This is a genomic window from Hymenobacter oligotrophus (assembly GCF_003574965.1).
In the GTDB taxonomy this organism is placed as follows: Bacteria; Bacteroidota; Bacteroidia; order Cytophagales; family Hymenobacteraceae; genus Solirubrum; species Solirubrum oligotrophum.
In genome coordinates, this window is the sequence record NZ_CP032317.1 from 343,349 (window position 1) to 356,445 (window position 13,097).

The following is a 13,097-nucleotide window of genomic DNA, read 5'->3' on the forward strand; positions in this document are numbered from 1 at the left end:
GGTACTGCAACCATTGTCTGCGCACGTGGGCTGAAGCCTAAGCTACTTGCCGTTTCGGCACCCGATCGAACCGCTCGAGCACCAGCGGGAAGATGATGATTTCGCCGAACAACGCCGCCGCTACCGAGACGGCCGTGAGCACCCCAAACAGCTCCACGGTTTTCAGCGAGCCGAAGCCCATCACGGCGTAGCCCGCAAACAAAATGATACTGGTAAGCACAATGGTAGGCCCCACGTGCGTAATGGTGCTCAGCCGGGCTTGGTGCGGCGACTGGCCGCCGAGCCGGGCTTGCCGGTAATGGTGGATGTAGTGCACTGTATCGTCGACGCATAAACCCAGCACGATGGCACCAATACTCGCCGTGGCCGTATCGAGGGCAATGCCAAACCAGCCCATTACGCCGAGCAGCACCAGCACCGGAAACAGATTGGGCACTACCGTAAGCAGCGCCAACCGAAAGCTGCGCACGTACAGCCACACCAACCCGAACACCATGAAGGCCGAGAGCAGCAGGCTGTTGGTTTGCGAGGTGGTTACGTACTGCACAATGCGGGCGTACATGGGCTGGTACCCCGCCGGCCGTACCGCGGCTACGGCACCTAGGGTGTTGCGGGCCATGCGCAGCAGGGTATCGGTTTTGGCCGTGAGCTGCCGCGCCGAGAGCATAGCCCCCGAAACGGTGATGCGCCCGGTTTGGCTGGGCACGTGCAGGTATTGCGCTGCCAACTGCGGGTAATCGGCCGTTAGCTGCTCGTGCACTTTCCGGAGCAGGCTTTGGCTGAGGAGCGCCGCGCGGCCTTTGCCCGGAAAGTGCGTTTCGAGGCCGGCTTGGTAGAGCGACTGAAAGCCGAACACGCGCCCCACGCCCGGCAGCGTGCGGGCCGAATCGGCGAAGGCAGCGGCGGCCTGCACCACGGCGGCGTCGGTGAGTTGGTGGCCGGGCTTAGCCTCCACCAATAGCTCCAAGGGCATATAGGGCCCCCAGATTTGCTCCATGGCGTGGTGGTCGTGCACCACGGCGTGGTTTCGTGGAAAATAACCTAGGGTATAAGTATCGGCCCGAAGCAGGGTAGTGCCGGCGGCAGCCAGCAGCACCAAGGCCGCCGAGGCGGCCGTGAATGCGCCTTTACGGCTAAGGATAATTTCGTAGAGCCGCGCCAGCGCCGAGCTGGTGGCGCGCGTGGCCCTAGGTGCCGGCTGGGTCAGAGGCAGTATCAGCACGCCCAGCAGAAAAGTGAACCCCAGGCACAGCACAATGCCCAGGGCCGCAAACAACCCAAAGTTTTGCAGGATGGCCATGGGGCTGGTAACCAGCGCCAGAAAACCCGCCACCGTGGTGAGCATGGTAGCCAAACAGGGCGAAAACGTGTTGCACAGCGCCTGCAACGCCGAGGCTTGCCGCGACATGCCCGGCGCCGCCACCAAGTTGCGTTCATTGATGACGTGCATGGCATCCATAAACCCCAGCAGAATCAGCACCACCGGCAGCAGCACGGTCATCAGGTTAAGTCGGTGACCTAGGGCGCCGTACACGCCCAGCGTAACGTAGGTAGCCAGCCCCACAATGCCCAGCACGTAGAGCAGCAGCCAGCCGTTGCGGTACAGCAGGGCAAACACGGCAAACATCAGCAGGTAGCCCAAGCCCAAAAAAAAGCCAAAATCCTGCTGCGACAAGGCATTCAGGCCGGCGTAAATAACGCCCACGCCGCCCAGGTAAGCATGCGCGCGAGGCACGTGGGCGTACACCGTGCGTTGCACCTCGGCCACAATATTGCCGCGCTGCGCATCAAAATCGGGCAGTTGGCGCAGCTGCACCAGCAAACGCGCCGTGCGGTAATCGGGGCTGAAAAGCTGCTCGCGCAGTACCGTGTGCTTGGCCAGCAGCTGCCGCACTTCGGCCGGCTTGGTGTTGGCCTTGAGTAGCGGTTGGGCGCTGCTACCTAGGGCTGCCCGCTGGGGCACCATGGCGTTGCCCGGCCCAATTACGCCCGCCACGGCCGGAATGCGCTCCAACGCCTGGCTAAGCCGGCGAAAGCGTTGGAAGTACTCCGGCGTCAGTACCGATTGCTCGTCGTGCACTACCACCACCATCACTTCATCGTTGCCGAAGCGCTGTTGAAAGTCGCGGTAAGCTTGCAGGCTGGCGTCGCCTTCCAGAAACCATGCCTCCAAACTATTGTCAACCTGCACAGCGGCCCGCACGCCCGGCCACAACAGCGCGCACACCACCAGCACCAACCCGAGCAGCCAAAAACGAAATTTGTGTAATCCCTCAATCATGTGGGTGCGACAGGGCGGCCGTAGGTGTAATTTGCTTGCGATGAATTGGCGCCACTTTCCTGCTTACCTGCACGAGCGTTTTCCGCTCGTCAACATGGCATTGTTTGCCATCTTGTTCCTCACGGTATTGGCCGTGGCGCAGGCCACCCAACCCGCAAAGCCAGCGGCGTTTGGCCCGCAGGAGGCAGTGGGCATTCTGGCTACAATATCCTTCTTTTTCCGGCTTCGGGTATTCGACGAAATCAAAGATTACGCCTCCGATCTGGAGCACTTTCCGCACCGCGTGCTGCAGTCGGGCCGCGTTACCCTAGGTCAGCTGCAGCGCGTGGCGTGGGCAGGGCTGTTGCTGGAGGCCCCTTGGTCGGCCTGGATGGGCTGGGGCACGCTGCTGACCTGGGTGTTGGTGGTGAGTTACAGCCTGCTGATGCGCTACGAGTTTTTCGTGCGCGAGTGGCTGCGGGCCCGGCTGGTGCTCTATGCCTTCACGCACCTGCTCATCATGCCGCTGATTATTGGCTGGGTGTGGTCGGCCTACGCGGCGCAGCCGCTGCTCTCGGTGCCGCTGCTGCTGCTGGCGCTGCTGAGTTTGCTCGGCGGCTTGTCGTTCGAAATAGCCCGCAAAATTAAAACGCCCGAAGCCGAGCGCACCGGCGTCGATTCGTACTCCCGCTCCCTGGGTTACGTGGGCGCTATTGTGGCCGTGCTGGTGGTGTTGCTGGCCGGCGTGCTGGTGCAAGGCTATTTGCTGAACTTGCTGGCCACGCGCCTATGGCCCTTTGCCCTAATGGGCGTGCTGTATCTGGTAACGGTAGTGGCTTACCTAGGCAGCCTGGCTAAGCCGCGCCCCAAAACCCTGAAAGTGGCCGAGCTGCTGGTGTCGCTGTTCATGCTCACGAGCTACGTGTCCATCATCGTCGAAATTGCCGCTCGACTCTGGTAGATTAAGCGTGTGTTTGGGCTTTTCTACAACGACACTTTGAACGTCATGCTGAGCGAAGCCGAAAGATTTCGCCGGATAGTATTGTCATCCCTCATCTGGCGTACGCCAAGCCAAGGACCTTCTCACGCCCGAATAGCTTTCCCTAGGTCGTGTCATATTGAGCAAAGCGAGACATCTGGCAGCTGAATTCAAATAGCCCCCACTCCCCTCTCTTTTGGAGAGGGGAGTGGGGGCGAGGTTTCGGTAGAGATGCTTCAACTTCGCTCAGCATGACATATACTATCTAGCGAGATGTCTCGACAAGCTCGACATGACGTTCAGCCGAAGCGGTAGAGATGCTTCGGCTGCGCTCAGCATGACCTAGACTTAAATTCTTAAACAGGCTTTAATTTCCTGTTCCATAATCGTCCGCCATTTGCCTCAGCAGCACACTTCGCCGCGCTGCTCTCCATCACCTCGCACCTGCATGATTCTGACCTCCGCCGAACCGCAGCCCCTACGCCATGCCGTGGGCGGCAAAGCCGCTGGCTTGTACCGCCTGCAAGGCGCCGGCGTGCGCGTGCCCGACTTTGTGGTATTGCCGGCCGAGCAGTTCGAAGCGCTTCTCCTAGGTGCTGGCACCGACGCCGATGGCGTGCAGCAACGCCGCGATAAGCTTTTGCACTTTCAGTTAGCGGATGCTGACCGCGCCACGCTCGTAGCCCAACTGCAGCAGTGGAGTTTCCCACAGCAGCCCGTGGTAGTGCGCTCGTCGGTAGCTGATGAAGACGGCCGCCACGACGCCTTTGCGGGGCTGATGGACACCTTTCTGAACCTGACTACGCTGGAGGCCGTGGAGCAGGCCATTGCCCGCTGCGCCGCCAGTGCTTACTCCGAGCGCGTTGTGGCTTACCGGCAGCAAAAAGGCTTGCCACTGGCAGCGCGGCCAGCTGTTATTATTCAGCAGCAAATTGAGCCCACAGCCAGCGGAGTGCTGTTCTCAACCTTTCCGGAGTACCCGCAGGAGTTGGCCGTGCACGCCGTGTGGGGCTTCGGCGAAGGCTTGGTGAGCGGTGCCTTGGCGCCCGACGAGTTCTACTTCAGCAAGCAGACCGGGCAGGTGCACCGCCAAATCATTGCCAGCAAAGACCAGCAGTTTGTGGCCCGCCCCGAAGGTGGGCTAATGATGCAGGCTGTACCCCCTGCACAGCAACACGAGCCTTGCCTGAGTGCCGCGCACCTAGGGCAGCTTTTCGGCATCGGTACGCAGCTGGAACAGGCCTTTGGCGGCCCGCAGGATGTGGAGTTTGTGGTGGCTGGCGAGCAGCTGTGGGTGGTGCAGGCGCGGCCCATTACGCAGCCCATTCCGGAGGTGGTGGTGTACGACAACTCCAACATTCAGGAAAGTTACTGCGGCGTAACCACGCCCCTCACGTTCAGCTTTGCGCAGCGGGCCTACGCCACCGTGTACCGCCAAACCATGCACGCCCTAGGTTTGCCAAAGGCCGAAATTGCGGCGCACGAGCCCGTTGTAACGCAGCTGCTCGGGTTGGTGAAAGGCCGCATTTATTACAACATTAACAACTGGTACCGCGGCCTGCAATTGCTGCCTTCGTTTCGGCAAAACAAGGCCGATATGGAGCGCATGATGGGTCTCGAAGAACCCGTTGACTTTGTGCAGACGCAGGAGAAAAGCCTGCCCGCCAAGTTGCGCATGGCCCCGCGGCTGGTGCTTAACCTGACGCGGCTGATGTGGGCTTTTTCGCGCCTCGAGGCTGCCGTAAAGGCGTTTCATGCCTGCTTCGAGCAACATTACCAGCGTTTCTACCGGCTGCAGCTCAGCCAGTTTAGCACCGACGCGCTGCTGGCCGAAAAAGCGCGCCTCGACGACGAACTGCTTGGCAACTGGAGCACGCCCATCGTCAACGATTTTTACGTGATGATGACAAACGGCCGCGCCGTGCGCCTGCTGCAAAAAGCCGGCGCCGCCGAGCCGGAGGAACTACTGCGCCGCTACCTGGCCGGCGACCAAGACCTGGCCAGCACGCAGCCCACCAAGCATATGCTGGCCCTGGCCAACTTGGTGCGCCCCAACGCCGCGCTGCGCCAGCTCATTCTGGCACAGCGCACCGATTTGCCCGAGCAAATGCAGCAACAGGCACCCGAGTTTGCGCACGAGGTAGCCACGTTCATCAGCCGCTACGGCGACCGTACTGTGGGCGAGCTAAAGCTCGAAACCCAAACCATGCGCACTAACCCGCAAATCTTCTATCAGTACTTGCGCAACTACTTAGCTGCCGAAGCACCCGCCAGCCTAGGTACCCCCGGCAGCCACGAGGTACTTACCGAGGCCCAAGCCGAAGTAAAAGCTTTGCTTGCGGGTAAACCGTGGCTGCTGCAGCGCCAAGTACGCCGCCAGCTGCAGCAGTTGCAGCAGGCCATCCGCAACCGCGAATCGCTGCGGCTGGAGCGTACGCGGCTGTTTGGCATGTACCGTGCCTTGTACCTGGCTATGGGCGAGAAGCTAGCGGCCACCGGGTTGCTACAGCAGCCCAGGCAAATCTTCTTCCTGACCGAAGCCGAAGCCACTACCACGCTGAAAGAAGGCCACATGGCCGATTTACCGGCAACTTTGGCCGCGCGGCAACAGGAGTTTAGCGCCAACCAGCGCGCCGACGTGCCCGCCCGCGTGGTGGTGCCTTCGCCGCCGCTTGCGCCCGCCGAGCACATCGAAACCAGCGAAGCCCTGATGCGCGGCACGGGCTGCTACCCCGGCCAGGTAAGCGGCGAGGTGCTGGTCATTACCTCGCCCGAAGACAACCTAGGCGTGGCCGGCAAAATCGTATGCGCCCTCCGCACCGACCCCGGCTGGGCAGCGCTGTTTCCGGCCTGCCGCGCCGTTATCATCGAAAAAGGGTCGTCGTTGTCGCACTCGGTTATCCTGCTGCGCGAATTGGGCATTCCTACCATCATCAACGTGCCGGGCATTACCAGGCGCCTGCGCAGCGGTCAGTTCGTGCGCCTCGATGGTGCCACCGGCGAAATTGAACTGATGTAACGCTGGGCTCAGCCAAACCCATTGCAGCGCTATGGTTCGCCAGCACCTAGGGCTTGATCTGCCGGCGCAGGGCCTCGATTTGCATTTGTTGCTCCCGAATGGCCTCCAACAGCACAGCCGTCAGGCGCCCGTAATCGAGGCTCTGGTGGCCGTTGGCATCCTTGCTCACCAATTCCGGGTATTGCTTTTCTACCTCCTGCGACACAAACCCAACCTGCGGTTTATTAGAAAACCGCTGCTCCGGAAACTCGTCGGTTCGCCAGTTATAGCGTACGCCCCGTAGCGCCAGTACTTTGCTCAGGGCGTTACGAAGGGGTTGCACATCGGTTTTGTACCGAGCATCCGACATTTGCGTAATGGCGCCGCTGGCCAGTACGTCGCCGATTACGTGCAGTGTAGCCTCGGGCTTGGGGGTGCCGATGCCTACCCGCACCGCATAGTCGCCGGCACCACCTAGGGCTAGGCTGTTGCTTTGGCTAACCGTAGCGCGGTAGCCAATGGCCCCCGCGTTTTGCAGGTCGCCCGCGCTGGGCCCGGCCCGAAAGCCAAGGGCTATGTTTTTACTGCCGCTGGTATTGGTCATGCCGCTGGCCGCCCCTACAAAAGTGTTGTACGCACCCGTCGATTCAATACCGCTGGCGGCGCCCAGGTAGGTGTTGTCGTTGCTGCTGGTGTTCTTAGTGCCGCTGTTGGCGCCGACAAACGTGTTGTTTCTGCCGTCGGTGTTGGCTTGGCCGCAAGCCAATCCGGTAAAGGTGTTAGCGCTGCCGGTGGTGTTGGCTTTGCCGCTGTTGCGCCCGCAAAACGTGTTGCTGATGCCGGTGGTGTTAGCCGTTCCGCTTTCGCTCCCCACAAAGGTGTTGTCGAGGCCGGAGGTGTTTCTCTGGCCGCTGTGCGTGCCAACAAAGGTGTTGGCACGGCCTGTGGTATCGGCCGCGGCGGGGCCGCTCCGATATCCCAAATACACGTTCCGGTTGTTGTGCTGCCCTAGGTTTAGCCCGCCCCGGGCCGTCACACCCACGCCCACAGCGCCAGCGGCGAGTTCCTGGCCGTCGCCCGTAACAGCTGCCGTGCCAATATTTATGTCCGTAACGTTCAGCGTCGACTCTTCTGCCCGGCTTCTGCGTTTTTTGCGGCCGTTACTTTTGCCGTTGGCTTGGCCGTTCGAGCCGCCAAAGCCCAGCCATAAAGCAGCTAGCGCCGAGCCAGCCAATAGCGGTAGGGCATAAGCCCAAGAGGTAGTGTTTTGCATACTAATACATTGATAAAATGGATGCCGATTCACAATTAGCATCAAGAAATGTGTGAATATTCTGTTTGTCAATATGATTATTTGTGTTTTGTGTGCCTTCGCAGAAAATAACCTGTGCAGGTAAATGCACGGGCTGGTAGGGCCAAGTGGATACCGGTTGCCTTACCTTCGTCCGCCATGCCGCAGCTACTTCGCATTCCGTACCAAGGCCAATTGCCCGACTGGTTCTGGCAGGTGCCGGCACGTGTCTACCAAAACCAACCGTATCGGCCCGACGAGAACCCCGCCCTAACCGAGCAGTTGTTCGCGCACGAAGCGGAGCGCAACGGTATAGTGCTTTTTGGCACTGCCGATGCCGGGCTGCGCCTGGCCGGCATCTTCCCCAAAAACAGCTCCGATGCCTACTTTGGCTTTTGGGAAACCCTGAACGATGCTGCCAACAACGAAGCCGCTTTTGCAGCTTTAGCCGATGAGGCGCGGCAGCAAGGGTACAGCCGCTTGGTAGGGCCGTTGAACTTCAGCACCTATCACGCTTACCGCCTGCGCCTAGGTGAGCAGCCGCCCTCGTGGGGGCACTTCGACCGGGAGCCTGTGAATCCTGCGTACTACCCCGGGCTACTCACGGCCCTAGGTTTTCAGCCGATCAGCACCTTCGAGAGCCGCCTAATTCGGCCAGAAACGGTACCTGCGGTGTTTGCCGACAAGGACATGCTGCTGCGGGAGTTGGGCAAAATTCCGTACGATTTCATTCCGCTCACGCCCGAGGTCTGGGAGCAGCACGAGCCCGAAATTTACGAGCTGGTGCAAGCCATTTTCGGAGCTAATCCGGCTTATCGACCGGTTTCACTCAAGCAGTTTCGGCTGCTTTACAACCGCCATTATGCCGAGCGCCTGTGCCCTTACACCTCGGTGCTGTTTCGCGACCAAGCCAACGGGCAACTGGCAGCGCTGAGTTTCTGCCACCCCAATTACCAAGCCCTGCAATTGCCCGCCCACGAGCACCCCGTGTTCGAGCGCGATTTTGCCAAGCTGCCCCGCAAAGTGCTGCTGGCCAAAACCGTAGGCGTACACCCGGAGTACCGCCAGCGCGGACTGATGTCGTACATGGGTGCGTATGGCATGGTGCACTTTCGCGAGCGGTACGAAGAAGTCATCTTCTGCCTGATGCGCACCGGGAATTACTCCCTGCACTTCACCGACGGCCTCGACTACGAGGTGGCCGAGTACGCGCTGTTTGGCAAGGAGCTGTAGCGCGGGCTTTAGCCCGCGTTTGCCAGAACGGCCGGCACTGCAGAAGCGCGAATTTTGGCTACGCCGACCTATGGGTATATTCCGCGTCCGCAGATAGTAAAATCAATCGGTCAGTAGATTAGAAATTACTATCCGTGGGCTGCGGACTACAACCGAAGGTCGGCGTAGCCAAAATCCGCGCTACATTCAACGAAGCGGGAGAGATGCTTCGACAAGCTCAGCATGACGGGCTGGGTATCATTTCAACCACCCTATGCCCACGCCGCTCCAAGCGCGGAATTCATCTGAGGAGGGAGGCTAGCTATAGTGTCTAACACCCATCGCTCTTGCAGTTTGAAAAGAACGTTAAGCTACGATGCTTGCACAACCGGCACCTGAGCACGTAGCGGCTGCAGCTGCGCCAAGGTGTTGAAGTAGCTCTGCACCACGCGCGGCAAGAAGGGGTAGGAGCTGACGGTGTGCGCCATCAGGTACATGCCTAGGCGGTGCAAGCCGAAGTCGAGAGCGGCCAGGCCGGCAACACGGTTGAACTCCTCGGCATTGCCGAACAGCCCCGTACGGGCCTGCAGCTGTTGGCGGTAAAACTCCAGGTATACCGGGCGCAGGTGGTAGCGGTCGGCATCGAGCACAAACGACAGCAGCTCCACCACATCGTACTGCGGCACGTGGTAAGTAGCCAGCTCCCAATCGTAGGCGCAGAGCTGCAAACCCAGGGCCGTGCGCCGAAAGCAGGTGTTGCGCGGGTTCAGGTCGTTGTGGATGAGGGTTTTGGGGTGCTTCGCAAGCTCGGCCCAGTACTCCGGAATAGCCCGAATGGCCTGCTGCAGGTCAGCTACGTTCGTTGCGTCGTAGAGCGTCGGAAAGTGTGTAGCAGCGTTGTGCAGCAAGGCCTGACACAAGGGGCTGAGCGCCTGCATATAGGCTTCGGAAGGCTGATCGGGCCAGGCGGTGCGCGAGTGGCCGGGCTGCAGGTGGGCGGCGTGCCACTCGGCCAGGGCACCTAGGGCAGCACGCAGATGCTCATCGGTCCAGTGCGCGGGCGTCATCACCGAGTTCAGCAGCTCCACATCGGCAAGGTACTCCATCAGAATGGCGTGTACCTCGTGGGCTTCGTCGTGGTGCAGGCCCCAAATGGTGGGCATCAGGGCGGCGCGGCCGTGCGCGGCGTACACCTGCAGCTCGCGTTGGTGGGTGTGGTAAAAGCCCGTGCGCGTAGCAAACGGAGGGTACACCGCTGCCAGCTCGCCGCCGCAGGCCTGCGCCAGGCTGCCGAGCATGGCCGATACCTCGCGGCCCGGGGGCTTCAGCTTCAGCACCATGTCGCGCGTTTGCAGTTCGCCTTGGGCTTCAAACGTTACGCGCAAGCCAAAGTGGCCTACGGGCCGGTTGGTTTGGCCCGCCGTGAGCACCACCAGAATGCTGGCCGAATTATCGAGCGGAAGGGGGCTTACCTCGTGCACTCGAATGGCGCGCTCGGGCGCGTGGGCCTGCATCAGGGCTTCGAGGAAAGCCGCCGAGCAGTAGTGCGCAGCGCTATGCATGAGCCGAAACCAAAACGGGAGCTGGAACCGACGCCGGCACCAGGGCCGAATCGAGCACGCGCACATCGCGGAAGTAGAAGCAGGCGCCGGGCTGCCGACCTAGGGCCAGCGAAGTTGAGCGGTCGAGCGGTACGCCGGGCACTACGTGGGAGGCGTGCTCTTGCAGCAGGTTCCAGAACACGAGGCGCAGCGGCTGCTGCGCGCGGCCCATAAGGGCGCGGCTGGTGCGTTGAAACTCCGCGGGGCTCACGTATTCGAAGATGTTGGATAGGCTGGCTTTGCTGATGTGCTGGCCGGTTTCGGAAAACAGAAACTCGGTAGCCTCGCCGGTAACCACCGCAAGCTTGCCTTGCTGCAGCAGGGCGCGCAGGCGGTAAAAATTTTGCTGCTGATAACAGGGCGGCAAAATGGCTTCGGGCAGGTTTTCGGCCCCGAAAAAGAAGAACCGGAAAAAGAAATTGTCGCGCAGCAGCTCCGTGGATACGTGCCGCACCAAGCGGCGGTAAAACGCCTCGCCGCCCGACTCGGGTGCGTAGCGAAACAGCTTGGTGTCGCGGCCGCGGCTGAGGTTGGCGTCGTCGAAGTAGCTGATAAATTGGTCTTCGAACGCGGTGCCGTGCAGGGCATCCATAAACCAGCGCCGCTGCTCCGTTAGGCTATCGAACGCAATGAGGCGGCGCACGTTGGCTTGCAGCTCGGGGCTGAGCGTGGGCAAGAAACCCAGCAGGTAGCTCTCGAGGCGGCCGGCCGGCAAAATACCCGCCGCGTGGCTTTCGAAAAACGGTGCCCAATAGGCGCGCAGCTCTTCGGGTAGGGTAGGCTCCAGGGCGTGCCACGCGGGCAGCACGGCGGCGGGGCCATCGAGCCCCAGCAAGGCGCGCAACACCTGCGGCTCGTGGTGCAGAATAAGGTGCTGTTTGAAATGCAGCAGGTGGTTTTGCACCGGGTTCAGGTCGATGGCGGTTACGCTGCGCGGCTCCTGCAGCAGCACGTTGAGGGCGTTGCAACCCGCCGAGCTAATCACCAGCACGTCGTCGGTGGGCTGCAGCTGCAACGCCTGGCACAGCGTGGTGCTGCTCTCCCACACCAACGAATAGCGAATGCGGTCGAGGGCCACGTTATAAAATTCGGATTGCATTGGGTGCTAGCGGAGCTGGTGGTACAGAATTTTGGATAAATGACGGCTATCAACCGGAAGATGCTGGCGGCGGAGTATTCGGTTGCAAAGGCCCACCGGAAAATGTTGGGCCAGCGCGGTGCGCACGGCGGCGTCCGAAACCGTACCCTGGTAGTACACATCGAAGCCCGTGGGCGTGGCCCGGGCGGCCGCGCGCTCCATGCCCGGCAAGGAGCAGAGTACGTGCTCCACCTGGTAATGCTGCACGCCCTGGCAAATGGCCTCGTTGCCTTTGCGGCCGGTAAGCCACAGCAAGCCTTGCGCGTCGAGGTAGCCAAAATCGCCGGTGTGCAGCCAGGTGCCGGGCTCGGCCGCCACGTGCGCGCCTTGCACGCACACTTCGCCTACCTGGTGCTGCGTGCCGTTGGGCAACTCCACCACACCTAGGGGCTGCAAACGGCAGCTTAGGCCCGCTTGCACTGGCCCCACGCAGTAGCCGCTGCGCGGGTTGGTGGGTGCTTCGGCAAGGCGCACGGCAATGGGCTCGGCTTCCGACGACCCGTAAATGACGTACACCGCAGCTCCCGCAAAGCAACTGCGCAAGCGTTGCAGCAGGCTCTCGGGCACCGGCGAGCCGCCCACACCTAGGGCCCGCACGTGCGGCAAGGGCGTGGGGTGGTGCTGCTCGAGGTAGCCGCACAGCGCCGCAAAGTAGAACACGTTGCCCGTGAGGGTTTCGGCCTGGGTGGTTTGCAGCTGTTGCACCAAGCGGGCAGGCTGCAGGTTGGCGAGTTGGCCCCAGGGTACATCGGGCAGCACGCTCAGGGCCCCAACCGCGAGGTTGTGCAGCAGCACGTTCGGAAACAGCGGAAAATCGCGCTGCCCCGGCCACGGCGGAAACACCTGCTTCAGTACCTCGTGCTGGGCCGTAAGCACCGCGTGGCTGCGCCGAATGGCCTTGGCTTGCCCCGTGGAGCCCGAGCTGTGCGACACCAGCGCGGGTTGCGTGGCCGGCACCGCTTGGGGGGGCAGCAGCTCGGCCGTGCCTAGGTGCTGGGGCGCCCCCAGCAAGCGCACACCCAGGCCCCGCAGCAGCCAGTTGTAGCGCCGCGCGCTTTTGTTGGGTACCAACGCCGCCCCAACCCCGTTGCGGCGCAACAGCCCGAGCACCCCCACGGCAGATGCTCCGGCTGGCGGCAGCACGGGCACGGCTCCCAGGCTCATCACGGCGAGTAAGCCGCAAATCAACTCGGCGCCCACGGGCAAGCCCAACAGCACGGGCTGGCCGGCGCGCGTATTGTGCTTGCGCAACAACTGCTGGTAGGCGGCGATGCGCTGGCCTAGGTCGCGGCCGGTATAGGCGGTTGCCAGCCCGGCCGTAGCCCCGCCCGGCCACACCAACAGCACTTGCTCGGCTTGCTGCAGCAGCGTACGGTGAATGTGGTGGTAGAAGTTGGGCAAAGGCACGGGGCTTTAAGGAGTGGCGAAGCCAATTACCAAATTTGTAAAATAACCAGCACACCCCAACGTTACGCGGCGGTGTATTTCTGCTTTTCTCCAAGCGAAAATCGGCTGGTGCTGCCCGCCCGGCCACCCCGCCAGCAGGCGTAGCTAAGCACTAGCTTTACAGGGCGGTTGCCAGCAACTTGCACTCTGCCAGCCTGGCGGTACTTTGCTG

8 protein-coding genes are annotated in these 13,097 nt (G+C 61.6%); 3 read left to right on the forward strand and 5 right to left on the reverse strand.

Features of this window, described 5'->3' with window-relative positions:
* Positions 1-37 precede the first annotated feature (37 nt).
* Complete coding sequence (locus D3Y59_RS01380; RefSeq protein ID WP_119443402.1) at positions 38-2,281, reverse strand: efflux RND transporter permease subunit; 2,244 nt, start codon at positions 2,279-2,281, stop codon at positions 38-40.
* Positions 2,282-2,321: 40 nt separating this feature from the next.
* Here D3Y59_RS01380 and D3Y59_RS01385 point away from each other — a divergent pair, with 40 nt between their 5' ends.
* Positions 2,322-3,221: a UbiA prenyltransferase family protein gene (locus D3Y59_RS01385; RefSeq protein WP_119443403.1), complete on the forward strand. Its 900-nt coding sequence runs from the start codon at positions 2,322-2,324 to the stop codon at positions 3,219-3,221.
* Positions 3,222-3,687: 466 nt separating this feature from the next.
* Positions 3,688-6,258 carry a PEP/pyruvate-binding domain-containing protein gene (locus tag D3Y59_RS01390; protein ID WP_119443404.1) on the forward strand — a complete coding sequence of 857 codons (2,571 nt, stop codon included), beginning with the start codon at positions 3,688-3,690 and terminating at the stop codon, positions 6,256-6,258.
* A gap of 46 nt (positions 6,259-6,304) precedes the next feature.
* Here the strand turns inward: D3Y59_RS01390 and D3Y59_RS01395 are convergent, their stop codons facing one another.
* Positions 6,305-7,510, reverse strand: coding sequence for a tail fiber domain-containing protein (locus tag D3Y59_RS01395; RefSeq protein ID WP_162910466.1), 1,206 nt, complete (start codon positions 7,508-7,510; stop codon positions 6,305-6,307).
* 177 nt (positions 7,511-7,687) lie between these two features.
* Here D3Y59_RS01395 and D3Y59_RS01400 point away from each other — a divergent pair, with 177 nt between their 5' ends.
* Positions 7,688-8,761 (forward strand): hypothetical protein, encoded by a 1,074-nt coding sequence (locus D3Y59_RS01400; RefSeq protein ID WP_119443406.1) that lies wholly within the window; start codon positions 7,688-7,690, stop codon positions 8,759-8,761.
* Positions 8,762-9,111: 350 nt separating this feature from the next.
* Here the strand turns inward: D3Y59_RS01400 and D3Y59_RS01405 are convergent, their stop codons facing one another.
* The 3 genes from D3Y59_RS01405 to D3Y59_RS01415 are packed head-to-tail and all read right to left on the reverse strand — an operon-like array spanning position 9,112 to position 12,880.
* A complete protein-coding gene (locus D3Y59_RS01405; protein WP_162910467.1) occupies positions 9,112-10,302 on the reverse strand; it encodes an aminoglycoside phosphotransferase family protein in 1,191 nt (396 codons plus the stop codon).
* Complete coding sequence (locus tag D3Y59_RS01410) at positions 10,295-11,440, reverse strand: DUF3419 family protein (RefSeq protein ID WP_119443408.1); 1,146 nt, start codon at positions 11,438-11,440, stop codon at positions 10,295-10,297. The genes D3Y59_RS01405 and D3Y59_RS01410 overlap by 8 nt, the downstream gene beginning before the upstream one ends.
* 6 nt (positions 11,441-11,446) lie before the next feature.
* Positions 11,447-12,880: an AMP-binding protein gene (locus D3Y59_RS01415; RefSeq protein ID WP_162910468.1), complete on the reverse strand. Its 1,434-nt coding sequence runs from the start codon at positions 12,878-12,880 to the stop codon at positions 11,447-11,449.
* Between the last annotated feature and the right edge of the window lie 217 nt (positions 12,881-13,097).